Below are 22,087 nucleotides of genomic sequence, written 5' to 3'. Positions count from 1 at the left end.
CGAGGCATGCGTCGGGCGGGCTACGGTTCTGTGGGAGGTCAAAGCTCCATTTCTGCGGCGTGAGCGCTGAGCCTTCCCGCGAGCGGGCCGCGAGTGCTCTTGACGGTCCGTCCGTCCCCGCGTACCGGCATCCGCAATGGACACCCACGGCCGCGACGGGCTTGGGGGTGCAGATTCCTCAGGTCAGAACCTGCTGGGGGAGGAGAATCCAAGCCCGCCGCCTCAGGTGGGATCAGCGCGACTGGGCCGCTCGCTCGACCAGCCCGGTCACCACACCCGGATTCGTGAGCGCCACCACGTGCGGAGCGTCCACTTCGATGGTGTGGGCGTTCGCGCGCTTCGCCATGAAACGCTCGGCGGCCGGCGGGATTGCGTGGTCGTTCTTGGCCACGAGGTACCACGACGGAATGGTCTTCCACGCAGGCTCGCCCGACGGCTCGCCGATGGCCTGACCGGTCACGGGCCGCTGTTCTGCGCTCAGTGCGGCTATCTCCGAATCACTGACCGACTTGTTCAGGAACATGTCCCGGTAATGGTCCGGCTTGATGTACAAGTCGATGCCCTGGGTGCCGTCCGCCTGGGTGTAGGGCACGGCGTTGAGCGCGGTCGGTACCGGTGCGCTGGGGTCGTCAGTGATGTGCGAGCCGGGGAACTTCGCCACCAGATCGTTGGACGTTTCCCCCTTGTCCGGGGCGAACGCGGCCACGTAGACGAGGGCCTTGACGTTGGTGTTGCCGCGGGCGGCGTTGGTGATGACCGAGCCGCCGTACGAATGACCCACGAGAACGATGGGCCCGGGTATCGACTTGAGGTAGTCGGCGACGTAGGCGGAGTCACTCGACAGGCCACGAAGGGGCAGGGCGGCCGCGTTCACCGGGTACCCGTCCGCGTGAAGTCGCTTGATGACGCCGTTCCAGCTGGAGGAGTCGCTCCAAGCTCCGTGGACGAGGACGACGGTCGGTTTCGGGGCAGCAGGGGTGTGATGCTGGGCGGGTTCGGCGGCCGCCAGTGGGGCCAGGGCAGCCGCGAGGGCGATGCTGGCACCGCCGACCGCGACACGTATGGAAGTACGTCGCAACATGATGCAACTCCAGGGGTGTGATGCCGCGGTCACTTGTGTGCCAGTGCCGCCGCGTTCGTGTATTTCGTGGAGCACCGTGGGTCCGCAGACGTGGGACCCGTGCGCTTCCCAGGTGCCGATGTGTGCCTGAGGTCCAGCCATACTATCCTGAGTTGCCAGAAACAATCCAGCGAGCTAGGTTGTCCTTCATCACGGGGGGAGCCCACGAGGAGGACGAACGACTCACGGCGCTGGAGCGTGAACTCGACCAGTGCTGGGACCTGCTGCGTCAGCGGCGCGCGCTGAAGGGGTCCGGTGCTGACCCCGAGGAAGCGCAGGTGCGCACGGAGGGCACAGTCGAGGGCTACCTCTCTTGAACACCGTCAACGACATGTCCGTACCCAGCTTCGAGGATGCCAAGGGCAGGGCCCGTTATTAAGCGCGCATCGGACCGGTACTGGTCGGCTTCATCGCCTACCGGCACATGCCGCACGGCATCGTTTTCATCGATCGGCACCCTGAATTCGAGGAGCTCCTGGACGGCATGGTGGGGGAGTGCTGATGGGGACGGGCGAAGGGGCACCGTTGTCGTCGGCGCCTGAAGGAACTGGTGTCGACGATCTGGCCACGTGCTGACTGAAGTCCTGAATCATCCGAACGAAGAACTCGCACACTTCTGGCGGCTGCGGCTTGCTGTCTGTCATGTAGCAGGGCAGGGCAGGGCAGGGCTTGGGTCGGGACGTGGGCCTGGCCCTGATTGCGGCCGCGTCGTCCGTGACTGGCATGACTGGCGTGAGGTCATGGGGAACCTGGTCTACCCGGCCGCACGCCATCACTGCAGCCAGGCCGCGGTCACACTGGTTGTCGACGTCGTCGAGGGGCGCGGTGACGTTCGCTGGACAGATGTCCGGGACCCGGGCGGTGTAGAACGTGTCCGGCACTCGCCGGACGCGGACGGGGTCTGCCATGCCGGATTTCTCCCCTTCTTTGACGGGGGAGGGGATGGACAGCGGCGACCTGGTTCCCTCGTGCAAAGGAGGGTCGGCCTTGGTGCGGCCGGAGGTGCTGTGCTCGGTGGGCGTACTGCCCGCGTACGGCATCGCCCGGCGCGGCGGACCCGTCGGCGCCGTCCGGTTCGGTGAGGAAGCGGCGCCATTTCCCGTGCATGCCCGACTGACTTGGGTCGTCGGGGAGCCGCCGGGGACGGTGAACCGGTTCCCGGCGAGTACGGAGGCGGTTCCGATTGCGGTCCAGGGTGGCCAGGACCTGGTTTGGTGTCGGCGCACGCTTGGACGACACGGGTCTCGTACGCGAACTGTCCCTTCGTGTTACGAAGTTGGGCATGTCGGATGAACGTTTGACGACCGGGCGGTCGCGTGCCCCGTGGCCACGCCGTCGGGCGAGGTTCGGTCTGGCGGTGCTCGGCTTCGGCGGCGCCGCTGTCTTCTCCCACTACTGGCTGGGAGACTCATGGAGCGATGTCCTGTGGTTGGCCATTTCGCTGCTCGTCGTGTGGACGGCCATGTTGGAGGTCGTGCAGTTCTACCGCAAGCGCGGCGGGCGGCGGTAAGGGCGATCTCTTCGGCGTCAGCGCTTCCAGCGTTCGTGGATGGGCCCGGTTCGCCCAGGAAAGCTGGACGACCACCCGCGTGCCCGCACGGCCGACGAAGCGGAATCTGCCGGATGGCGATGGCGCGATGGCGATGGTGAAACTCGGGGGGCTTGCCCCTCCAGCAGCGCACCAGCTCCTGCTCTTCCGTTCAGATCACTCGGCGGAGACCTTATGAACAGTGGTGTCATCGGGATTCAGCCGCTGCCCGTCCGCGGACAGTACTTCCAGTGGGCGCAGGCGTTGCCCCTGCTGGCGGTCGACCAGTTGTGAGTGAGGTTCGCCGGGTGCGAAGAAGTTCTGTTCGCCCCACTGCCGCAGTGCCACGATGACGGGGAAGAGGGCCTTGCCCTTCGGGGTGAGTACGTACTCGCGGTAGGCGCTCCCGTCCGAGGCGGGGACGGATTCGAGGACACCGCCGGCGGCCAGCGTGCGCAGTCGCGTGGCAAGGATGTTCTTCGCGACGCCGAGGCTGCGCTGGAACTCCCCGAAGCGCCGGCTTCCGTCGAAGGCGTCCCGCACGATCAGTAGGGACCACCAGTCGCCGATCGCGTCCACCGACCGGGCGACGGGACAGTCGCTGTCGTCGAAGCGTGTTCTGGTCACCATGGCGTTCCTCTCTCGTGACGGTTGCAACATGCTACCAAAATAGTTACCTTCGCCAGTGGTAGCAATATGAAACCAGATGTGTGGAGGGTTGCTGATGCCCGGCAATGGCGAGGCTGTGACGCGACGAACCAGGGGCTGGAGCGCGGACCGAAGTGGGGAACCATCCTCGTTCGTCCTGTCCCGTGGTGTCGTCGTACTGTTCGCCGTCGCCAGCGGGGCCGCCGTGGCCAACGTCTACTTCTCCCAGCCGCTCCTGGTGACCATGGGCCACGACCTCGCCATGAGCCCGGGGCTCGTCGGCAGCGTGGTCACACTCACACAGGTCGGATACGGGCTAGGACTCTTCTTCCTCGTGCCGCTGGGTGACGTTGCCGACCGCAGACGGCTCATCGCAGCCCAACTGCTGCTCCTCGTGGTGGCCCTGGCCGTGGTAGCCACCGCCCACGCGTCAGCGGTTCTGCTCGCGGGCATGGCCGCCGTGGGAATTCTCGCGGTCGTCACGCAGACCTTGGTGGCCTTCGCCGCATCGCTGGCCCCTCCCGCCGAGCGCGGACGGGTCGTCGGTCTGGTCACCGGCGGCGTCGTCATCGGGATCCTGCTCGCCCGCACCGCATCCGGTCTCCTGGCCGATCTCGCGGGCTGGCGCTCCGTCTACCTCGCCTCGGCATTGCTCACCGCGCTGCTCGCGCTGGTCCTGCACCGAGCGCTGCCGCGCCACACTGACGCTGGGCGGCCACCCCTGCCCTACGGGCAGCTGCTCCGCTCCACGATCACCCTGTTCGCACGGGAACCACTGCTGCGGCTCCGGGCTCTGTTGGGTCTGCTGATCTTCGCCGCGTTCAGCACTCTGTGGAGCAGCATCGCGCTACCCCTCAGCGAGGCCCCGTTTGTCCTGTCCCACAGCGCGATCGGCGCGCTGGGACTGATCGGTGTCGTCGGCGCGCTGGCTGCCACGACGGCGGGCCGCCTGAACGACCGTGGACTCTCCCGGCGGACCACCGGCATCGCCCTGGCGCTGCTCGTCGTCTCGTGGGTGCCTTTGTCCTTCACCCGGAACTCGCTCTGGGCCCTGGTCGTCGGGGTGATCCTGCTCGACCTCGCCGTGCAGGCGGTCCACGTCACCAACCAGACCCTGATCTACGCGCAACACCCGGACGCGGGCACCCGATTGATCGGCGGATACATGGTCTTCTACTCGATCGGCAGCGCCACCGGGGCCCTCGCCGCGACCTTCCTCTACACGCTGATCGGCTGGGGTGCCGTATGTGCGTTGGGGGCCGCGTTCAGCTGTTTCGGGTTCGCGCTGTGGGCTCTGGCCGGCCGGGTGGGCGAGGAGTAACCCTGACTGTTTCCATATCGCCATCAAGAAGAGCGGCCAGTTCCTCAGGGGAATCACCGGCACGCCGGCTCCGTACCTCGCGCTCTTCCGCCGCAGCCGGTGGGTGAACTGTCCGAACTCGCCGCCGACGTCTGCTACCAGTTGATTTCAGTCGCCAGGAAAGGCTTGTTCTCCGGGGCCTGCTTGCGGGCCGCCAGTACGCGCTCGGCCGCTGCGCCGACCGGTACGCGCAGGGGAGGTTCGTCCTGTTCGACGGTGTCGGCCACTGCGGAGGCCACGTCTTCCGGAGTGACCGACTCGCCGCGCAGGGCACCGAGCATGTCGAGCAGCGGAGCGTACGGGTCCTTCTCCTTCACGAACACCTTGGCGCGTTCAGCGCCACCGGAGGAGACCGCCCCGGGCTGGATGACACTCACCTTGACACCGAAGTGACCCGTCTCGATGGCGAGCGTCTCGGCGAGCGCCTCCAGCGCCCATTTACTGGCTCCGTACGGGCCGATCATCGGCAGCACCAGGCGCCCCTGGATGCTGGAGATGAAGACGAGACGGCCCGCTCCCTTTTCTCGCATCGCAGGAAGGACGCCCTGCACCACCCGCAACGCCCCCAGGGTGTTGAGCTGGAAGAGCCGCTCGACCTCTGCGAGCGGCACGCTCTCCAGGGGTGCGCGCACGGTGTCCCCTGCGTTGCTGATCAGTACGTCGATGTCGCCGGCGTCCCTCATGGCCTGGTCGACGCTTTCCTGATCCGTGACGTCGAGGTGCAGCCGTCGATCTACGGGGAGGTCTGCCAGTTGTTCCGGACGGCGTGCGGTGGCGACCACTCGGTGGCCGCGGTCGGCGAGTTCGACGGCGACAGCCCGGCCGATACCTCTGGACGCGCCGGTGACGAGTACGGACGACATGGTGAACCTCCTGGTTCGAAGGGGGTGGGCGGACGGACCCGGTCGGGAGTCGATCGGGCCGGGAGTCGATCGGGCTGGGAGTCGACCTGGCCAGGCGATCTGCTCAGGCGGCAGCCTTGTCGCCGACGAGGTTGCCCTTCATGAGCCACGTCGGGCCTTCGGCGTACGTACTGGCCTCCGTGAAGAACGCCGCGAAGTAGGGACCACCGGCGTGGGCGTTGAAAGCATCTACGTCCGCGTAGACCTCGTTCAGATAGAAGACGTCGGGGTTCTCCTCGTCGGCGATGACTTCGAACCGGTGTGAGCCGGGCTCGTTCGCGAGGGAGTCGCGCGCGGTCCGCGCCGCCGCTTCGACGAAGTCGTCGCGGTGCTCCGGCTGGACGGTGAAGGAAACCAGGAATTGGTACATGGGGCCGCTCTCCTCAAGCTGGACGATGTAGGCAGTTCACTGACTGAACTGCTCTCCTCGTCACCGTAGCACGCACCGGTTCAGTGAGTGAACTAGCTCTGTTAGAATCGGCGCATGACGCTCCCCAACACCTACGCGGACCGGAACTGCCCGCTGGCGCGAACACTGGAGGTCGTCGGAGAGCGCTGGACACTGTTGATCGTCCGAGACGCGTTCTACGGGGTGCGCCGGTTCGGGGACTTCGCCACGCAGCTCGGGATCCCGCGCGCCGTCCTGACCTCGCGACTCAAGTCCCTGGTGCAGGAGGGCGTACTGACACGTGACGACGGCAGCGCGGGCGGCGTCGAGTACCGGCTGACCGCCAAGGGCATCGCCCTGTGGCCGGTGGTGCACTCTCTGATGAACTGGGGCGAGGCCTTTTACTCCCCCGACGGACCGAAGCGTGTCCTCCGCCACGACCAGGACGGGGGCCTCATCGATCCCGAGGGGCGCTGCCAGGAGTGCGGTTCGGTCGTGCCGGTTCCGGAGATCCGGCTGGAGACCGGCCCCGGATTCCAGCCGTCGGACTCCGTTCAGGATCCGGTGTCCACCGCGATCAACACCCCGCGCCGCCTGCTCGAACCGATTTCGGCGCCGCGCGCATCGCGCTGAGGGGTTTCTGCGGCAGATGTCAGATCAAGGTGCAGCCGGTTCTTGGCGACCTTGCGGTCAGTCACCGGCATGAAGCAGATACCCACCGGCGCGTTCTCGTCCGGCCCGATCACGACCTCCCGCTCCCGTTCGGACAGGATCCGCCAGCCCAGTACCGCAGACCAGAACCGGGCCAGGGCGGGCAGGTCATGGGCGTCGATGACTATGTGGTGCAGGGATAAGGGCACGTCGGCCAGTATGGTCCGTGATCGACGGAACGGGCCCCGGTCAGCCGGTCGATGGTCTGCTCGACTTCGTCGACGCGACGGTAGATCGTCGCGTCGAACCGCGTGTGTCGGCCGCCTTGGCTGTCGCGGCGCCGGCGGTTGGCTCCTCAATCTGAGTCCTACGCCGCCGATATGTGTACTCAGCTTGAAGGATGCAGCCGGACGCGCTCGTTCTCGTGGCACGCGCACCCGGTGATCCAGCACGCTCCAGATATACCCCTGGGTGCATGAGCAGGTCCTTCTCCGGGGTGATGTGGGTTCCCGCCCCGGTCAGGGAGGCTAGCGACGCGGATCGGATGCGGCGGTAGGAGAGAACGAGGTTATGGCGACGTGCAAGAAGTGCGGTGCCCGAAAGCGCAGTTGGCCCCGTGACTGCTCGCAGTGCCGATCCAGGTCGGACCGGATGGACGCTGCTGCGGACGCAGTCGATCTCGCTGTGGCGGGAGGACTGCTCGGTTGGGTCTGGCGAGGGATCATGGCGGTTGTGCGGCTGGTGCTGCGTACGGTGAACTGACCAGCCCCCGCCGTGAACGGCTGTCGGGCCGAGACCTCTGGGCGAACAGATGTCGAGCAGCGAGCACCGGGTCGTGCAGGGCGCTGCTGCGGCGCCTGATGCCTCCGCCTGCCCAGTCAGCGGCCGTCAAGGGCAACCCGGGCAGCACGCAGGCAGGCGTTGATGGCGGGGTCCTCGCTCGCGGTGCGGCGGGTGAGGGCCTGGATGGTGCGGTGCATGCGTGGGGAAAGCGGCAGGGCCGTGATGGTGGCGTGCTCGGCGGCCAGTTCGGCGGGCAGGAGGGCGAGGCCGGTACCGGTGGCCACCACGGCGGCCTGCACGTGGAGGCCCTCGAACTCCCAACGGCGCAGGGGCGAGGCGTCGGCCGCGGCCAGCCGTTCGTCCCCTGCCAGCCGGGACAGACGACCGGGTGGTGCGCACAGCCACGTCTCTTCACGTACGGCATCGCGCAGACGGGCGGCGGTGACAGGGCCGGGCCGTTCCGCGAGGTCGTGGCCGACGGGGACGGCCACCACGATCTCCTCCCTGTGCAGGTGGTGCGCCACCAGACCGGAGACCTGGGCCGGGGGTTCGGCTGCCCAGTGGTCGATCACGGCGAGGTCGTAGCTACGATCCAGAACCGCGGCGGCCGCCGTGGGAGCGCCCGTCTCGTGGGCCACGATGCTCAACTCGGGATGGTCGCGTTGCAGCGTGGCGAGGTGGGGAGCCAGGACGGGGGCCAGCCCGGGAATGCAACTGAGCGCCACCCGGCCCGCCACGGTCCCGGCCCGGACCCGCATTCGGCTCGCGGCGGCTTCCGTGGCGGCGAGGATCCGTCCGGCGTGCTCGGCGAGTTCGCGTCCCGCGTCGGTCAGGTTGGCGCGCTGTGCGGTGCGTTCCAGCAGTGCCACCCCCGCTTCGCGTTCCAGTGCGGCCAGTTGCTGGGAGATGGCGGAAGGCGAGTAACCCAGTTCGGCGGCCGTCGCGGTGATGGTGCCCCGCGCGGCGAAGCGGTGAAGGATCTCCAGCCGACGCAGATCCAGCATCAGGACTCCTTAAAGTGAGGGCCACATACTCGCGCTTTATCCAACGCTATCGCTGCGGCAGTGTGGAAGTGATCCCGGCATCCCGTCGACGTCTCGGGCCCCGCCCCCTCCAGGAGCATCACTGTGACCACCCACTCCGCCACACTCGCCATCGATGAGGCCGTCCATGCCCGCCGACAAGCCGGGCACGAGGTCCTGCACCTGGGCTTCGGCGAAGCCGGGCTGCCGATTCCCCCCGGCCTGGCCGAGGTGCTCGCCGGCTCGGCACACCACAACCACTACAGCCCGGTCGCCGGGACGGCCGAGGCCCGCGAGGCCGCGGCAGGCTGGTTCGAACGCCGCAGCCTGCCCACGCGGCCGGAGCAGATTCTCTTCGCCCCCGGCAGCAAGCCCCTGATCTTCGCCTTGCTTGCCGCCATCGGCGGAGACGTGGTGCTGCCCTGCCCGTCCTGGGTCTCCTACGCCGCCCAGGCCGCGCTCCTCGGCCGTCGGGTCATCCCCGTGGCCGTCCCCGCGGAAGCCGGTGGCATCCCAGACCCTGCACTGCTCGAAGAAGCCCTCAAGCAGGCCGTCGCCGACGGTGCCGAGCCAGGTGTGCTGGTGCTCACCGTGCCGGACAACCCCACGGGCACCGTGGCGTCGGCGGAGCAGGTGGACGAGGTCTGCGCCATTGCCGAACGCCACGGCCTGGCCGTCGTCAGCGACGAGATCTACGCCGAGCTCTGCCATCAGGGCACCGCGCCCAGCCCTGTCCGGCGCCTGCCCGACCGCACCGTCGTGACCACCGGCCTGAGCAAGTCCCTCGCCCTGGGCGGGTGGCGGATCGGCTTCGCGCGTACCCCCGACAGCCCTTGGGGGCGCAGGCTGCACGGCGAACTGACCGGCATCGCCAGCGAGGTCTGGTCCAGCCTGGCCACCCCGATGCAGAGGGTGGCCGCCCACGCCCTGGCCGACCTTCCGGAGGTCACCGCCCATATCGCCGCCTCACGACATGTGCATGCCCGCGTCGCGGCTGCGGTGTATCAGCGCGTCACGGCCGTCGGCGCCGGTTGCCGCCCGCCCCAGGCCGGCTTCTACCTCTACCCCGACTTCGCGCCCGCTCGCGCCGAACTCGGCCGGCAAGGCATCACCACCAGCACCGGCCTCGCCACCGCACTCCTCGACCACCATGGCATCGCCACCTTGCCCGGCAGCGCGTTCGGCGACTCCGAAACCGCCTTGACCCTCCGACTGGCCACCAGCCTCCTGTACGGGACCACGCCCGGCGAGCGTCTGGCGACCTTGGAGGCCGACTCGCCCGAGGACCTGCCATGGGTGAGTGCCGCGCTCGACCGGCTGAGCGAGGCACTCACCACACTCACGCGCCCGTAGAAGCGAGTAGCTGTACAGCGGAGCGCCGCTCAGATCGCCCGCCGCGCGGCCCCCGGCCGTTCCGTGACGTCCTTGCGTGTCACCGCCAGGTAGACCACCAGGCCGAGGATGACCGTGAGGAACAGCGCGCTGGTGACGACCGTGCCCAGGCCGACTCCGCCGTCTCCGGTCGGCTGGGAGAGGTAGTCGCCGATCGAGGCCCCGAGGGGGCGGGTGAGGATGTAGGCGATCCAGAAGCTCCACACCGCGTTCAGTCCCAGCGTGAAGTGCGCGACCGCCACGGCGCCGATGGCCAGGGCGAACAGGACAGCCGCGAGCCAGTAGCCGAGGTTCATCCGCTCGGAGACGAGGTCGCCGGCCGCCGTGCCCAGGGCGAAGGTGAACAGGACCGCCAGCCAGTAGAACGACTCACGGCTCGGGGTGTCGATGCTGTGGATCGACAGGGTCCGCTCGCGCCGGTACCAGACGGCGAAGACGACCGCGAGGAGGATCGCGAACACCGCGGTGCTCGTCTCCAGCGGTACGCCCATGTTGTCGGTGAGGTTGTCGCTGATCAGGGTGCCGACCACGCTGATCAAGGCGACGGCGAGCCAGTACACGCCCGCTCGGTACCCGGTCGTGCGGAACTGGATGACCAGGACGGCCGCGAGCAGCGCGCTCATGAGCAGGGACACACCGGTCAGGCCCAGACCGGCCTTCTCGTTGAGGAGGTCGGCCGCGGTCTCGCCGACGGTGGTGCACAGGACTTTGATGATCCAGAAGTAGGCGGTGACCTCGGGGACCTTGTTCCAGCGCAGTCGATGGGAGGGGCTGGAGAGAGGACTCCCGCCCGGTTCGGCTTCGGGTGTGTTGGACAGTTCGTACGTCATGGGCGAGACGCTGCCAGCGGTTACCTGAACACATCCTGACTGCCGCGCGGCTTCCGCGACCTGCCGGATCCGGCCTGATGACGATGGACGCATGCACACCCAAGCGGCGTCCTGGCTGCGCCACCGGCTCGGACGCGCCGTCGTCCTCGCCTACGCCCTCGCTCTGTTCCTGCCCGGTCCTGGCCTATGGCTGCGTGGCCCCCGCGCCTTACCGCCGACGCACCTGACACTGATCGTCCCGCCGTTCCTGCTGTCCCTGGTGTTGTTCTCGGCCGGGCTGCAGGTCCCCGTCCGCGCGCTCGGCCGTCTGCTGCGGCGTCCGACAGCCCTGCTCGCCGGGCTCGTGCTGCACCTCGCGATCCCGCTGGCGGTCGTGCCGTTCGTCGCTTTCCTGCTGAGGCGAACGCCCGATACCGACGGCGGCAGCGGACTGCTCACGGCGATGATCCTCATCGTGGCGATGCCCGTCGCCGCGGGGGCCACCGTGTGGACGGACAAGGGCGACGGCGACCAGCCGACGATGGTCGGCCTCGTGCTGGCCTCCACCCTCCTCAGCCCGCTCACCACCCCCTTCCTCCTGCAGGCCCTGGCACCTCTGCTCAGCGGCGGCTACGCACACACCCTCGCCGGCACCGGCCGCCTGATCGAGGGCGGCTTCGGTCTGACCTCCGTGGTCCTGCCCTGCTCGGGAGGTCTTCTGGGGGCGCTGGCCCTGCCCGCGCGGTGGCTTTCCCGCCTCCAGTCGACGGTGGCGCCCGTGGCCATGACCGGCTCGCTGCTGCTGACCTACGTGAACGCCAGCGGGGCTCTCGGCTCCGCGCTGGCCCGGCCGCGCCCTCTGCTGTTCGTCGCCGCTGCGGCGGTGGCGGCGCTGGTCTGTCTGCTCTCCTTCGCCCTCGGCCGTACCGCAGCACGTGTCCTGCGGCTCGAAGCGAGTGCCGCCTCGTCACTGACGCTCGCCTGCGGCATGAACAACAGCAGCGCGAGCGCCGTCCTGATCACCACGTCCCTGCCCGACAAACCACACCTGCTGCTACCGGTCCTCGCGTACGGGCTGCTGCAGAAAACCGCCGCGAACCGCATCGTCACCCGCGGCAAGCACGACTCCGCGCCCACAGTGCGACCCTGACCCCCATCGGCCGTCCCGTGGGTCGGCCGCTTCCTACAGACGCCGACGCCGACGCCGGTGCCGCGCCCGGACCAGGGCTGCCGGGGTCACCCGAGCCGGTTACGGGCTTTCCTCGCCCTGCGCGACCTCGACCTCGTGGTGAAAGTCGACGACACCGACCGCCCCGGCGGCGACGGACAGGACCGTACAGGCGACCAGAAGGAACGCGGTCCAGCGCGCGGCCCGTGAGCGCACGGCGACGGGTTGGAGCAGGGCGGTGACGCGTCGCGGAACCGGCCCGGTCGTCGCCGCGGGCGCGAAATCCGGGCGGGCGGACTGCGAGTCGTGGCCCGCGAGGGCGGCGCGCGCGATGGCCGTCGCCATCAGATGACGGTCACCGACGACGCCGGCGGCGCTCTCGTCGGCGGCCCGCTCGGCGGCAAGCCGGATGGCGTCGCGGACCGCGCGCAGGGCCGGATGACAGTGGGCGGCGAGTTCGGCGACGGCCAGATGGTAGTGGTGGCCGGCCCGGTTGTGAGCCCGCTCGTGGGCGAACAGGGCTTCACGCTCGGCAGGTCCCAGGCTGCGCAGCATCGCGGTCGTGACGACGATGCGGTGGGGCCGTCCGGGAAGGGCGTACGCGTCCGGGTGGGGCGAGTCGACGACGCACAGGTCACCGGCGGCGGGGCGGCTGTCCGCCTGCCGCCGGGCGGTACGGAAGTCACGGGTCTGCCGCAGGGCGGAGCACACGACGGTCCAGGCACTGAGGGCCAGCACTCCGGTGGCCGCCGCGGCAGCGGGCAGGACGAGGAGGTCCGAGGGGCTTCGCAGGGGATGGACGAGTTCCCCGAGGGCCGCGAAGACAGGGAACTTGAGCAGGCCGATCAGGACCAGGGAACCGAGAGCGGCGACGCAGACTCCGGCCAGCGCGAGGGCCGAGGCGGTGAGCACCCACAGCGCGGTGGCGGGTACGAGACGGTCGAGGGTTCTGCGGGCCGCCATCGGTGCGAGGAAGGGAAGGACCAGCGGCACGAGCAGCAGGGCGGTCATCGCGCGTCGCCCTCCAGTAGCCGGCGCAGGTGCTCCTCGTCGCCGGGAGCGAGCTGGGCGACGAAGCGGGCGAGGACCGTCTCCCGGTCGGTGTCCCGGTCGAGTTCGGAGTGCATGCGCCGCGCGGTCAGGCCGGGTGCGTCCTGTACGGGGCTGTAGGCATAGCCGCGGCCCTGTCGTGCACGGCTGACGACACCCTTCTCGTGCAACCGCGTCAACGTCGTCGTCACCGTCGTACGGGCCAGTTCGGAACCGAGTCCGCTCTGTACGCCGCCGGGTGTGAGCGGGATCCCCGCAGCCCACAGCACGCCCATGACGGCGGCTTCGAGCTCGCCGGCAGGTCGCCTCTCGTCCCTCGCGTCGGTCATGGGAACGTTCCTCACTTCGCGATCGTCTACAGTGCAATAGACCGTCTACTGGATTGTAGTCGATCGCCGGTTGTCGCTGCCCCGCCATGTCCGCCGGCCGGGAAAAGGAAGGGCGCTCTCGATGCTGACCACAGCCATGTATCCATCGTCGCAGCTTGCCGTCAATGTGCTGGATGCCCGTTCCCTGCTCTCCGCGTTCGGCGTGCTCGGGGTGGGTGTGGTGCTGTTCGCCGAGACCGGACTGCTGATCGGCTTCTTCCTTCCGGGCGACTCACTGCTGTTCACGGCAGGTCTGCTGTGCACCGGCGGCGCCGACCGCGGTCTGAAGCTGTCCCTCGCCCCGCTCCTGGTCGCCGCGGCGGTGGGGGCGCTGGCGGGCTCGCAGTGCGGCTATCTCCTGGGCCGCAGAGCGGGTGGCGCCCTGCTCGCCCGCAGCCGCTCGGCCCGCCTGCGCCAGGGCGCGGAGCGAGCGGAGGAACTGCTGGAGCGCTACGGGTACGCGAAGGCGATCGTCCTGGCCCGCTTCGTGCCCGTGGTGCGCACGGTCCTGAACCCGATGGCGGGCGCCCTGCGTGTGCCGGTGCGGACCTTCACCGTCTGGCAGGTGGCCGGCGGCCTGGTGTGGAGCCTGGGTCTCACGCTGGCGGGATACGCCCTGGGCTCCTCCGTACCGAACGTGGACCGGTATCTGCTGCCCATGGTCGCGCTGCTCGTGGCTCTGTCGCTGATCCCGCTGGCCTCCGAGGTGTACCGCTCACGGCGGGCCTCGAAGACGAAGGAGGCCCGCGGATGATCCTCGCCTTCGACGGGTCGCCGGTCGACGGCCGGGCCTACCTCGACGTGGTGGGTCTCGCCCGGCACGCTCCCGCATGGCTGAACGACACGGTATCGGCGTGGTCGACGTACGGGCTCGCCCTGTTCGTGGTGCTCATGACCATCGGCTGGTGGCTCGCCCGGCGGGCGGACGCCGCCGCGTCGGTGACGGCACTCGCCGTGCCGGTCGTCGTGGCCGTCGCCTTCGGAGTCGATACGGTGCTGAAGCTGGTGGTGCGCGAGGACCGGCCCTGCCGGAGCCTGCGGGTGACCACGCTGGAGGCGTGTCCGGCGCCCGGCGACTGGTCCTTCCCCAGCAATCACGCGGCCGTCGCCGCCGCGGCGGCCGTCGCCCTGATGTTCGTCTCCCGTCGGCTCGGCGCGGTCGCCGCTGTGGCCGCCGCTGCGATGGCGGTCTCACGGGTCTGGGTCGGCGCGCACTATCCGCACGACGTGGCGGCCGGGGTCGTGGTGGGCGCCCTGACCGGGCTGGTCGTCATGTCCGTACTGCGCGGGCATCTGGGGGCCCTGGCCCTGCGGCTCACGGCTACGCGTCTGCGTCCGCTGCTGGTGGCGCCGTGAAGCCCGGCGCGGTCGCCGGACCGATCGGCGCCGGACCGACCGCTGCCGGAGTCGCCGGCAGTTGTGCCCTCGGGGCGTGGACGGCGTTCGGCGTGCTGTCCATGGTCGTGGTGGGCCACGACGGCGTGCCGCTGTCCCCGGACAGGGGCCTTCTCGCCTGGTCCGTGGGCCACCGGCCGGACATGGCGGTGGCGTTCGCCCGCGGGCTGACCGCCACCGGGACGGGTGTCATCGCGTACGCACTGGCCGTACTGGCCGGCATCATCGCGGGACGCACACTCCGGCAGCGCACCCTCGCCGTCGCGCTCTGTCTGGCCTGTCTGGGGGTCGGCCAGTCGCTGCGGTACATGGTGATGTCACTCGTCGCCCGGCCACGACCGCCCCTGACCGACTGGCAGACGCATGCCTCGGGATGGTCGTTCCCGTCCGGGCACACCACCACCGCGGCCCTCACCGCGGGACTGCTGATCATCGCTGTCCGGATGCGCGGCCCACGCGGTGGCACACCGCTCGTCCTGGTCGTCGGTGTATGGGGCGCGTTGGTCGGGCTGACCCGTGTCTACCTCGGCGTGCACTGGTTCACCGATGTCGTCGGGGGATGGCTGTTCGCCCTCGGCTGGCTGGGGGTGTGCCTGTGCGTCGCATCTCGCGTGCGACTCCGCCAGCCTGCTCCCGGCACGCCATGCCTGAACCCGCAGCGTGGGACGACAGCGGAGACAGGTCCGGCGCCAACCCGTCCACACACGGCACGAGAACGGACGCACACGGCACGAGAACGGACGCACACGGCACGAGAAGAGACGCACACGGCACGAGAACGGACGGGCCCAGAACACGAGCGGAAGGGCCCAGAACACGAGCGGAAGGAGCACCGTGCGCCGGACGATCCTGGTCGTGGAGGACGATCACGGTCTGCGTGACGTGCTGATGCGCGGGCTGCGCGACGAGGACTTCGACCCCGTGCCCGCGCCGGACGGCGCCACCGCCCTGCGGCTGGCCGTCACAGGCACGGGCCTGTCCGCCGCCGTGCTCGACATCGGGCTGCCCGACGCCGACGGGCGCGATGTGTGCCAGGCCATGCGCGCGAACGGCTTCTCCGCCCCGGTCATCTTTCTGACCGCCCATCACCGGCTCACCGACCGGCTGTCCGGGTTCTCGGCCGGAGGCGACGACTACCTGCCCAAGCCGTTCCATCTGGCCGAACTCGCCGCCCGGCTGCGGGCCGCCCTCAAACGGACCGCGCCGCTGTCCCCAGTCAGTGCCGGAGACCTGGTACTGGACGCCGTCCGACACGTCGTCAGCATCCGGGACACGCCGGTCGATCTGACACCGACCGAGTTCCGACTCCTGGCCGCTCTCATGGCGGCCACCGGCGGAATCGTACGCCGCCGTGAGCTGGTCCGGGCCGGCTGGCCCGAGGGCGCCCAGGTCCACGACAACACCCTCGACCAGTACCTGACCCGACTGCGCCGCAAGCTGCGAGAAGCGGGCAGTGCCCACACGATCCGTACGGCCCGCGGTGTCGGCCACCGCCTGTCATGAGCGGCATCCGCCACCGGCTGACACCCCGCACGCTGCGCGGCCGGCTCGCGCTCGTGGCCCTCACCACGGCCGCCCTGCTGATGCTGGTCCTCACCGTCGCCTTCAACGCCGTGGCCCGGCACCACCTCCAGCAGCAGGCGGACGACGAACTGCGCACCCGCGCCGCCGCCGTCGCGACGACCGTCGACACCGGCGGGGCGACGGTACGCGTCCTGGAGACCCCTCACGACGACGTCCTCGACACGAACGTGTGGATCTACGCCGACCGGCACCTGCTGGAAAAGCCACCGGCCGCCGGACGGTTGACCCGTATCGCCGGCGCACTCGTCGATCGCGGCGGCCGGCGGTGCGTCACGACAGAGTTCCACGGCCCCCTGCGACTGTGTTCCCAGCCCGTACCCACGCCCAAGTCCACGTCCACGTCCAAGAACAGCAGCAGAGCGACGGTCGTCACCGCGCTCAGTCTTGCCCCCTACCGCAGTTCGGCCGACACCCTGCTCCTGGGATCCCTCGCCCTGGACGCCGTGATGCTCGTCTGCACGTACGCCCTGACACGGCTGGCGGTGGGCCGTGCGCTGCGCCCCGTCCGCACGATGACCGACCAGGCCACCCAGTGGAGCGCCGTCGCCTCCGAAGAACGCTTCGGCAGCCGCCACCACCCGGCCGAACTCACCGCCCTCGGTACGTCCCTGGACGCCATGCTCGACCGCATCCGCACACTCCTGCGCCACGAGCGCCGGCTCACCGGGGAACTCTCGCACGAGCTGCGTACGCCCCTGAGCCGGATCATCGCCGAACTCGACTGGTGGCACACCCGCCCCCGTACCGCAGACCAGACTCGGACCACCCACCGGATCATCGCCGATGCCGCCGACTCCATGCGTGCCATCTGCGACACCCTCCTGGACGACGCCCGCGGTGGCACGCTCACCGCTCCGGGCACAGCCGAGGTCGTACCCACACTGAAACGCCTCACCGAAAGCTTGGTCGCGCCGCTCCACCTGACGGTCACCGCCGACGGACCGCCTCTGGTGGCCGGAATCCCACCGGCCCTCCTCGAACGCATCGTCAGCCCGCTCCTCACCAACGCCTGCCGTTACGCGAAGTCACAGGTCGAGGTCCGCGCCCACCGCACACCCGACGGGGTACGGGTCCAGGTCACCGACGACGGACCCGGCGTACCCCCACTGTTCGCCGGGTGGCTCTTCGAACCCGGCCGTCGTGCCGACCCCGGCGACGGACACGACGGGGCGGGCCTGGGGCTGGCTCTGGCCCGACGCCTCGCCCGCTCCGCCGGCGGCGACGTGACCCACGACCCCGGGCACAGAACCGGCGCGCGGTTCGACATCAGCCTGCCTCCGGGGTGAGGGCGGCACGCTCGCCCGTGACTCACGGCGGTGCGGCCCGAAGACCCTTCACCGCGGGGTGTACGCGGTCCAGTGCGTGCCCGGCAGTCGGTGCCGGATCCAGTGGTGTGCGTACCGGGGCCGGTGGTGTTCTCGGGGCACGAGTACGGCGAAGGGCATTTGGTCGGCGCGGTCGAGCAGTGCCGCACGCGTGAGCGAGCGGTTGTTCCCGTGCAGTTCGGCGGATGCACAGCCCGCGGCGTAGGCCACGGGAAGTGCGCTCGGGCCGGTGATCAGGCACGGCGGCCGCAGTCCGAGGGAGTTCAGGGTGTGTGCAGCCGTCCGATAGCGCTCGGAGACCAAGGCCACCCGCGCACTGATTCCGGGCAACAGCACTGCCTGCCCGGCGAGTTGCAGACCGACGACCAGGACGACCACGGCCATGACGGGCCTCGTACGGCGACCGGTGGCGAGGACGCGGGCGGCGAGCGCGGCAAGAGGCAGGCTCAACAGGGCATAGACGGGCAGCAGGAACCGCGGGGCCGAGTAGGTGAGCAGGAAGAGGTACGGGAAGGAGAGCGCGACGGCGCAGAGCAGGGGCAGGGTGGTGAGCGTGAGGGGGCGGGTCCTCCGGTCGTGCGCGGCGACCAGGAGCGCGACGGCTGCGAGGAGGGGTGACGCGAGCCACCACACGGTGAGTTCGGGGTGGGACAGCGGGATGTGGCAGGGGCGGCACAGCTGGGGGCCGTTGAGACTGTGCCATGCGTTGGCGGTGTTGATGTGCCAGGACATGCCGCCCTCGGTGGCACTTGACCGGTGCAGTCGCTCGGTGACACCTCCGAAGCGCAGATAGGCCTCGGCGACCCATGGGGTGGCACCGAGTACCAGGCCACCGAGCAGGTACGGCACGGTATGCCGACGCGGCCGGAAGCACACGGCGGTGACCAGCAGAGGCAGAGCCAGCCAGCCGGCGTCGGGCAGACGGACCAGGGTGACGCCGAGAAGGATCGCCGCGAGCCACCAGCGGGCGCGGGGTTCGCCGGGGGAGCGCAGGAACCAGCCGACGACCGCTACGGCCCCGAGGGCGACCCACAGGTTGGGCATGGCCTGGGAGCCTGCGAGTTGGGCACTCCACAGTCCGGCGAAGAGCAGCGCGGCCAGGGCGGCGGTGGCGTCTCCCAGCAGGGGCCGCCAGGTGCGGTAGGCGCAGTAGAGGGCCGCGGTGGACAACACGACCAGGGTCAGGCGAAGGGCGAGGACCGAATCGGTGAGAGCCACGACCGGTGCGGTCAGGTAGCTGAGGCCCCGCGAGCGTGGGGCACTGAAGTAGGCGGCCGGGGTGCGCGGATCGAACTGGGAGACGTAGACGGATTCGTCCCAGCCGAGCGCGTGGCCGGTACGTGGTACGACCAGCACGAGCTGGACGACGGCGTAGGCGCAGGCCACGAGGGCGAGCCAGGGTGTCCGCCGCCGACGACGGCTGTCACCTGTGTGCACAGCGACGTGCCGCTCCACAGCAAAGCCTGCTGTCATGAATCCTCCCTGCTGGTGAGGTCACGCGCTTCCGTTGTCCGGGTCCTCTCCCTCAGCAGTGCCGACGGTCCGGCACTGCTGGCGAAGATGATGGCGTATCGGAGTAAGGGACGATTCAGTACCGGGTGAGGGGAAAGTGAGGATTTCCTTCACATTCGCCAACTGCGTTGACGGGCAGCGCCGTTGAAGTCGTCAGAGCCTCAGCAGGCCGTACTGCCGAATGAGCACGCTGCCCGTTGCCCGTCACCCGTCACCCACGGCTCAGTCGGCGACGGCCGGTCAGGTCGCGTGCGGCTGCAAGAAACGGGCCAGCAGGTCGTCCAGACTCACCATGCCCGTCATACGGCCGTCCTCGTCGACGACGACCGTCAAAGAGGCACGGCGCCGCCGCAGGAGATCGATCGCGTCTGCGATCGTGGCATCCGCACCCAGTTCGGGAATCGGCCGTGCCAGATCGCGGGCGGCGGCGGCGCGGCCCTGGGCGCGGGCCACCAAGGCGTCGCGGGCGTGGACGGAGCCGAGGACGGTGTCGCCGTCTCGGACCAGCAGACGGGTGCGGTCGCTGTCGGACGCGACGCGCAGGATCTCCTCGATGTCCGCCGCGCCGTCGACCGAAGTGATCGCCGCGGTCGGTACCTGGAGATCGCCCACCGGGGTCTGCGGCTCGGTCAGTGAACGGGTGAGCAACTGCGAGTCGGCCCCGCTGATCAGGCCCAGCCGTTCCGACTCCGCGACCAGGTGGGTGAGCTGATCCCGGTTGTGCACCGAGGTCAGCTCGTCGCGTGGGGTGACCCGGCACAGTCGTACCAGAGCGTTGCTGATCCGGTTCAGCACCCCGATCAGCGGCCGTACCACCTTCACCACGCCCCGGAAGGGAGGGGAGAGCAGCATCGCCGAGCGCTCGGGGTGGGCGATCGCCCACGACTTCGGGGCCATCTCGCCGACCACCATGTGCAGGAACACCACCACGATCATCGCCACGGCGAACGCGACGCCGTAACTGAGTGCGCTGGGCAGCCCCAGGTCGTGCAGCAGCGGGTCGAGTTCGTGCGAGATCGCCGGCTTGGACACCGAGCCGAGGCCCAGCGTGCAGATGGTGATGCCGAGCTGGGCACCGGCCAGCATCAGCGACAGTTCACGCATACCGGCGAGCGCGGCCTTCGCTCCGCGCTGCCCCTGAGCCACTGCCTTCTCCACGCGGTGGCGTTTGGCCGCGACCAGGGCGAATTCGGCCGCGACGAAGAAGCCGCTGCCGATCAGCAGCAGCACGGTGACGAAGAGCGCCATCGGGAAACTCATGCCTGCCCCTCCTCACGGGACTCCGCGGGCAGCTGTTCCATGCGGATCTGTTCGGGCACGTGCCGGTCCAGGGTGAGAACGTCGATCGTCACGCCGCCCCCGCCGGGCAGCTCGACGGTGAGACGGTCGCCGACGGTGGGGAAGCGGCCCAGGCGGTTCACGATCAGGCCGGCCACGGTGTCGTAGCCGTCCTCCGCGGGCAGTGCGATGCCGGTGGCCTCGGCGACCTCGTCCAGACGCCGTCCGGCGTCCACCCGCCAGCCGCCGGCGTCGGTGACGGCGAGTTCGGTGACGGCGTCGGACTCGTCGGCGATGTCCCCGACCAGTTCCTCGGCGATGTCCTCGTAGGTGACCACACCTGCCACGCCGCCGTGCTCGTCCAGGACGACGGCGAACTCGTCGTCCCGCTGCCGCATCGCCTCGACAGCCTTCGGCAGGGGCAGAGTGTCCGGGAGGAGCAGCGGACGCCGGGCGAGAGCGCCGGCGGTGGAGCCGAACCTCTCGGTGGGCAACCGCATCAGCTCGCGTACGCCCAGGACGCCGGTGACGTCATCGGGGCGGTCGCCGAGGACGGGATAGTTGGAGTGGCCGTACCTGCCGATCAGTTCGACGACTTCGCTGGTACTGGCATCCGTACGGACGAAGACGGCATCGGCGCGCGGCACCATCACCTCGTCCAGGGTGCGCTCGGAGAACTGCAGGGCGTGGTCCAGCAGCACGGCGGTGCCCTTGGGCAGCTCGCCCTGCCCGTGGGACTCGCCGATCAGATGACCGAGCTCCTCCAGGGTGGCGCCGTGGTGGAGCTCCTCGACCGGTTCGATGCCGACCCTGCGCAGCAGGCGGTTGGCCGCCCCGTCGAAGACGTGCACGAGAGGACCGACGACCTTGAGGTACGCGAGCGTGGACGGGGCCAGGGCCTTCGCCAGCCGCTCCGGCACGGCGATCGCGAGGTTCTTCGGGGCCAGCTCGCCCAGCACCATCTGGACCACCGTGGCACCCACGAAGGCGAGCACGACGGAGATGCCACCGACGGCGCCCTCGGGAATCCCGATGCCGGTCAGGGCCGGTTCGAGCAGCGCCGAGACGGAGGGCTCGGCGATGAAGCCGACGACCAGTCCGGTCACGGTGATGCCCAGCTGCGCGCCGGACAGCATGAAGGACAACTGCTCAAGCACCCGCAGGGCGCGCGCGGCCTGCTTGTTCCCGGCCTCGGCCTCGCGGGAGAGGGCGAGCCGGTCGGCGGTGACGTAGGCGAACTCCTGGGCGACGAAGTAGCCGGTCCCGGCAGTCAGCACGAACACGGCGAGCAGGCCCAGTACGGCGCTCGCGGTACTCATCGAAGCATCGAAGAGGAGAAGGCGCCCCGCCGTGCGCCGCTCGTACGCTCGTCGTGGCGCGGCAGCCGGGAACTGCACCCGGCGAGGTCCGTCGATCTGGCGGACAAGGTCGGCACTCCTCTGATCGCGGTGGAACCCGGGAAACGATTCTGGCCACACTTCGGTTCCCCGCGCCTCTTGGGCCCGGACTCGGTCCGCGGTTCCGTGCACCGACTGCGGAGGCCACGTTCGAGGGGGCTCTACCTGCCTCGCCGCCGCTGCCCCCACGCCCCGATGCGCTCCTCCGCCACCCTCCGGACGCGTGGGACGAGACCCATGGCGGAGCGCCTGTTCGGGTGGCCCTGGACGCGCGGGTCGTCCGTGACGTCGTACCGCTTCACGTACGCCCCGAGGAAGGCCTGCAGGGTGGCGACGGCGGGGATGGCGATCAGTGCGCCGACGGCTCCGAGCAGGGCGGTGCCCGCGATGACGGATCCGAAGGCGAC

The 22,087-nt window shown here is 69.7% G+C and carries 22 protein-coding genes and 2 pseudogenes; 11 read left to right on the top strand and 13 right to left on the bottom strand.

Annotated features, from left to right (window positions below; all coding sequences use genetic code 11):
- Positions 1 to 232: 232 nt before the first annotated feature.
- Positions 233 to 1,081, bottom strand: coding sequence for an alpha/beta fold hydrolase (locus tag ACFVH5_RS27635; RefSeq protein ID WP_385836437.1), 849 nt, complete (start codon positions 1,079 to 1,081; stop codon positions 233 to 235).
- A 152-nt stretch (positions 1,082 to 1,233) separates the two neighbouring features.
- Between ACFVH5_RS27635 and ACFVH5_RS27630 the strand changes: the two genes are divergently transcribed.
- Together ACFVH5_RS27630 and ACFVH5_RS27625 are read left to right on the top strand one after the other, a co-directional pair.
- Positions 1,234 to 1,437, top strand: a complete 204-nt coding sequence (locus tag ACFVH5_RS27630; RefSeq protein ID WP_385836436.1) for a DUF2630 family protein — start codon at positions 1,234 to 1,236, stop codon at positions 1,435 to 1,437.
- 965 nt (positions 1,438 to 2,402) lie between these two features.
- Complete coding sequence (locus ACFVH5_RS27625) at positions 2,403 to 2,630, top strand: hypothetical protein (protein ID WP_385836435.1); 228 nt, start codon at positions 2,403 to 2,405, stop codon at positions 2,628 to 2,630.
- A 195-nt stretch (positions 2,631 to 2,825) separates the two neighbouring features.
- On the opposite strand, the gene ACFVH5_RS27620 is transcribed toward ACFVH5_RS27625, so the two are convergent.
- Entirely contained in the window at positions 2,826 to 3,278 is a 453-nt protein-coding gene (locus ACFVH5_RS27620) for a winged helix-turn-helix transcriptional regulator (RefSeq protein WP_385836434.1), read from the bottom strand.
- Positions 3,279 to 3,372: 94 nt separating this feature from the next.
- On the opposite strand from ACFVH5_RS27620, the gene ACFVH5_RS27615 reads away from it, so the two are divergent.
- Positions 3,373 to 4,617: an MFS transporter gene (locus ACFVH5_RS27615; protein WP_385836433.1), complete on the top strand. Its 1,245-nt coding sequence runs from the start codon at positions 3,373 to 3,375 to the stop codon at positions 4,615 to 4,617.
- Positions 4,618 to 4,751: 134 nt separating this feature from the next.
- Here ACFVH5_RS27615 and ACFVH5_RS27610 read toward each other — a convergent pair whose 3' ends face one another.
- Positions 4,752 to 5,519, bottom strand: coding sequence for an SDR family oxidoreductase (locus tag ACFVH5_RS27610; RefSeq protein WP_385836432.1), 768 nt, complete (start codon positions 5,517 to 5,519; stop codon positions 4,752 to 4,754).
- 103 nt (positions 5,520 to 5,622) lie between these two features.
- A complete protein-coding gene (locus ACFVH5_RS27605) occupies positions 5,623 to 5,928 on the bottom strand; it encodes a putative quinol monooxygenase (RefSeq protein ID WP_385836431.1) in 306 nt (101 codons plus the stop codon).
- 114 nt (positions 5,929 to 6,042) lie between these two features.
- Between ACFVH5_RS27605 and ACFVH5_RS27600 the strand changes: the two genes are divergently transcribed.
- Positions 6,043 to 6,579, top strand: coding sequence for a winged helix-turn-helix transcriptional regulator (locus ACFVH5_RS27600; protein WP_385836430.1), 537 nt, complete (start codon positions 6,043 to 6,045; stop codon positions 6,577 to 6,579).
- On the opposite strand, the gene ACFVH5_RS27595 is transcribed toward ACFVH5_RS27600, so the two are convergent.
- Both ACFVH5_RS27595 and ACFVH5_RS27590 read right to left on the bottom strand, forming a co-directional pair.
- Positions 6,501 to 6,806: a VOC family protein gene (locus tag ACFVH5_RS27595; protein WP_385836429.1), complete on the bottom strand. Its 306-nt coding sequence runs from the start codon at positions 6,804 to 6,806 to the stop codon at positions 6,501 to 6,503. The genes ACFVH5_RS27600 and ACFVH5_RS27595 overlap by 79 nt on opposite strands.
- A gap of 669 nt (positions 6,807 to 7,475) precedes the next feature.
- Positions 7,476 to 8,384 carry a LysR family transcriptional regulator gene (locus tag ACFVH5_RS27590; protein ID WP_385836428.1) on the bottom strand — a complete coding sequence of 303 codons (909 nt, stop codon included), beginning with the start codon at positions 8,382 to 8,384 and terminating at the stop codon, positions 7,476 to 7,478.
- Between the two features lie 123 nt (positions 8,385 to 8,507).
- On the opposite strand from ACFVH5_RS27590, the gene ACFVH5_RS27585 reads away from it, so the two are divergent.
- On the top strand, positions 8,508 to 9,755 hold the full coding sequence (locus ACFVH5_RS27585; RefSeq protein WP_385836427.1) for a pyridoxal phosphate-dependent aminotransferase: 1,248 nt from the start codon (positions 8,508 to 8,510) through the stop codon (positions 9,753 to 9,755).
- A 29-nt stretch (positions 9,756 to 9,784) separates the two neighbouring features.
- Here the strand turns inward: ACFVH5_RS27585 and ACFVH5_RS27580 are convergent, their stop codons facing one another.
- Positions 9,785 to 10,624, bottom strand: coding sequence for a hypothetical protein (locus ACFVH5_RS27580; protein WP_385836426.1), 840 nt, complete (start codon positions 10,622 to 10,624; stop codon positions 9,785 to 9,787).
- 91 nt (positions 10,625 to 10,715) lie between these two features.
- Between ACFVH5_RS27580 and ACFVH5_RS27575 the strand changes: the two genes are divergently transcribed.
- Entirely contained in the window at positions 10,716 to 11,753 is a 1,038-nt protein-coding gene (locus tag ACFVH5_RS27575; protein WP_385836425.1) for a sodium-dependent transporter, read from the top strand.
- A 99-nt stretch (positions 11,754 to 11,852) separates the two neighbouring features.
- Here ACFVH5_RS27575 and ACFVH5_RS27570 read toward each other — a convergent pair whose 3' ends face one another.
- Positions 11,853 to 12,782: a M56 family metallopeptidase gene (locus ACFVH5_RS27570; protein WP_384811800.1), complete on the bottom strand. Its 930-nt coding sequence runs from the start codon at positions 12,780 to 12,782 to the stop codon at positions 11,853 to 11,855.
- On the bottom strand, positions 12,779 to 13,150 hold the full coding sequence (locus ACFVH5_RS27565) for a BlaI/MecI/CopY family transcriptional regulator (RefSeq protein ID WP_385836424.1): 372 nt from the start codon (positions 13,148 to 13,150) through the stop codon (positions 12,779 to 12,781). Before ACFVH5_RS27565 ends, ACFVH5_RS27570 begins: the two co-directional genes overlap by 4 nt.
- A 121-nt stretch (positions 13,151 to 13,271) precedes the next feature.
- Here ACFVH5_RS27565 and ACFVH5_RS27560 point away from each other — a divergent pair, with 121 nt between their 5' ends.
- The 5 genes and pseudogenes from ACFVH5_RS27560 to ACFVH5_RS27540 all read left to right on the top strand — a co-directional run bounded on the left by ACFVH5_RS27560 (position 13,272) and on the right by ACFVH5_RS27540 (position 17,454).
- A complete protein-coding gene (locus tag ACFVH5_RS27560) occupies positions 13,272 to 13,943 on the top strand; it encodes a DedA family protein (protein WP_384811804.1) in 672 nt (223 codons plus the stop codon).
- Entirely contained in the window at positions 13,940 to 14,545 is a 606-nt protein-coding gene (locus tag ACFVH5_RS27555) for a phosphatase PAP2 family protein (protein ID WP_385836423.1), read from the top strand. The genes ACFVH5_RS27560 and ACFVH5_RS27555 overlap by 4 nt, the downstream gene beginning before the upstream one ends.
- Before the next feature lie 23 nt (positions 14,546 to 14,568).
- A pseudogene (locus ACFVH5_RS27550) lies at positions 14,569 to 15,190 on the top strand (phosphatase PAP2 family protein); the annotation flags it as partial.
- Between the two features lie 228 nt (positions 15,191 to 15,418).
- Positions 15,419 to 16,087 (top strand): response regulator transcription factor, encoded by a 669-nt coding sequence (locus ACFVH5_RS27545; protein ID WP_385836422.1) that lies wholly within the window; start codon positions 15,419 to 15,421, stop codon positions 16,085 to 16,087.
- Positions 16,084 to 17,454, top strand: a complete 1,371-nt coding sequence (locus ACFVH5_RS27540) for a sensor histidine kinase (protein ID WP_385836421.1) — start codon at positions 16,084 to 16,086, stop codon at positions 17,452 to 17,454. Before ACFVH5_RS27545 ends, ACFVH5_RS27540 begins: the two co-directional genes overlap by 4 nt.
- Positions 17,455 to 17,502: 48 nt before the next feature.
- Here the strand turns inward: ACFVH5_RS27540 and ACFVH5_RS27535 are convergent, their stop codons facing one another.
- The 4 genes and pseudogenes from ACFVH5_RS27535 to ACFVH5_RS27520 all read right to left on the bottom strand — a co-directional run.
- Positions 17,503 to 18,966, bottom strand: coding sequence for a hypothetical protein (locus tag ACFVH5_RS27535; RefSeq protein ID WP_385836420.1), 1,464 nt, complete (start codon positions 18,964 to 18,966; stop codon positions 17,503 to 17,505).
- A 279-nt stretch (positions 18,967 to 19,245) separates the two neighbouring features.
- On the bottom strand, positions 19,246 to 20,265 hold the full coding sequence (locus ACFVH5_RS27530) for a hemolysin family protein (RefSeq protein WP_385836419.1): 1,020 nt from the start codon (positions 20,263 to 20,265) through the stop codon (positions 19,246 to 19,248).
- Entirely contained in the window at positions 20,262 to 21,602 is a 1,341-nt protein-coding gene (locus tag ACFVH5_RS27525) for a hemolysin family protein (RefSeq protein WP_385836418.1), read from the bottom strand. Before ACFVH5_RS27525 ends, ACFVH5_RS27530 begins: the two co-directional genes overlap by 4 nt.
- Before the next feature lie 239 nt (positions 21,603 to 21,841).
- Positions 21,842 to 22,087: pseudogene (locus tag ACFVH5_RS27520) on the bottom strand (AI-2E family transporter); the annotation flags it as partial.

The organism is Streptomyces sp. NPDC127119, assembly GCF_042677425.1.
Taxonomy (GTDB): domain Bacteria; phylum Actinomycetota; class Actinomycetes; order Streptomycetales; family Streptomycetaceae; genus Streptomyces.
This window is presented reverse-complemented; position numbering and strand designations above follow the sequence as displayed.

What these genes read in the sequence shown, in the direction of transcription:
- ACFVH5_RS27530 (WP_385836419.1), bottom strand. Translation starts at nt 20,265, where the DNA reads ATGAGTTTCCCGATGGCGCTCTTCGTCACCGTGCTGCTGCTGATCGGC.
- ACFVH5_RS27535 (WP_385836420.1), bottom strand. Translation starts at nt 18,966, where the DNA reads ATGACAGCAGGCTTTGCTGTGGAGCGGCACGTCGCTGTGCACACAGGT.
- ACFVH5_RS27620 (WP_385836434.1), bottom strand. Translation starts at nt 3,278, where the DNA reads ATGGTGACCAGAACACGCTTCGACGACAGCGACTGTCCCGTCGCCCGG.
- ACFVH5_RS27555 (WP_385836423.1), top strand. Translation starts at nt 13,940, where the DNA reads ATGATCCTCGCCTTCGACGGGTCGCCGGTCGACGGCCGGGCCTACCTC.
- ACFVH5_RS27525 (WP_385836418.1), bottom strand. Translation starts at nt 21,602, where the DNA reads ATGAGTACCGCGAGCGCCGTACTGGGCCTGCTCGCCGTGTTCGTGCTG.
- ACFVH5_RS27605 (WP_385836431.1), bottom strand. Translation starts at nt 5,928, where the DNA reads ATGTACCAATTCCTGGTTTCCTTCACCGTCCAGCCGGAGCACCGCGAC.
- ACFVH5_RS27580 (WP_385836426.1), bottom strand. Translation starts at nt 10,624, where the DNA reads ATGACGTACGAACTGTCCAACACACCCGAAGCCGAACCGGGCGGGAGT.
- ACFVH5_RS27565 (WP_385836424.1), bottom strand. Translation starts at nt 13,150, where the DNA reads ATGACCGACGCGAGGGACGAGAGGCGACCTGCCGGCGAGCTCGAAGCC.
- ACFVH5_RS27590 (WP_385836428.1), bottom strand. Translation starts at nt 8,384, where the DNA reads ATGCTGGATCTGCGTCGGCTGGAGATCCTTCACCGCTTCGCCGCGCGG.
- ACFVH5_RS27560 (WP_384811804.1), top strand. Translation starts at nt 13,272, where the DNA reads ATGCTGACCACAGCCATGTATCCATCGTCGCAGCTTGCCGTCAATGTG.
- ACFVH5_RS27615 (WP_385836433.1), top strand. Translation starts at nt 3,373, where the DNA reads ATGCCCGGCAATGGCGAGGCTGTGACGCGACGAACCAGGGGCTGGAGC.
- ACFVH5_RS27600 (WP_385836430.1), top strand. Translation starts at nt 6,043, where the DNA reads ATGACGCTCCCCAACACCTACGCGGACCGGAACTGCCCGCTGGCGCGA.
- ACFVH5_RS27625 (WP_385836435.1), top strand. Translation starts at nt 2,403, where the DNA reads ATGTCGGATGAACGTTTGACGACCGGGCGGTCGCGTGCCCCGTGGCCA.
- ACFVH5_RS27570 (WP_384811800.1), bottom strand. Translation starts at nt 12,782, where the DNA reads ATGACCGCCCTGCTGCTCGTGCCGCTGGTCCTTCCCTTCCTCGCACCG.
- ACFVH5_RS27610 (WP_385836432.1), bottom strand. Translation starts at nt 5,519, where the DNA reads ATGTCGTCCGTACTCGTCACCGGCGCGTCCAGAGGTATCGGCCGGGCT.
- ACFVH5_RS27635 (WP_385836437.1), bottom strand. Translation starts at nt 1,081, where the DNA reads ATGTTGCGACGTACTTCCATACGTGTCGCGGTCGGCGGTGCCAGCATC.
- ACFVH5_RS27575 (WP_385836425.1), top strand. Translation starts at nt 10,716, where the DNA reads ATGCACACCCAAGCGGCGTCCTGGCTGCGCCACCGGCTCGGACGCGCC.
- ACFVH5_RS27540 (WP_385836421.1), top strand. Translation starts at nt 16,084, where the DNA reads ATGAGCGGCATCCGCCACCGGCTGACACCCCGCACGCTGCGCGGCCGG.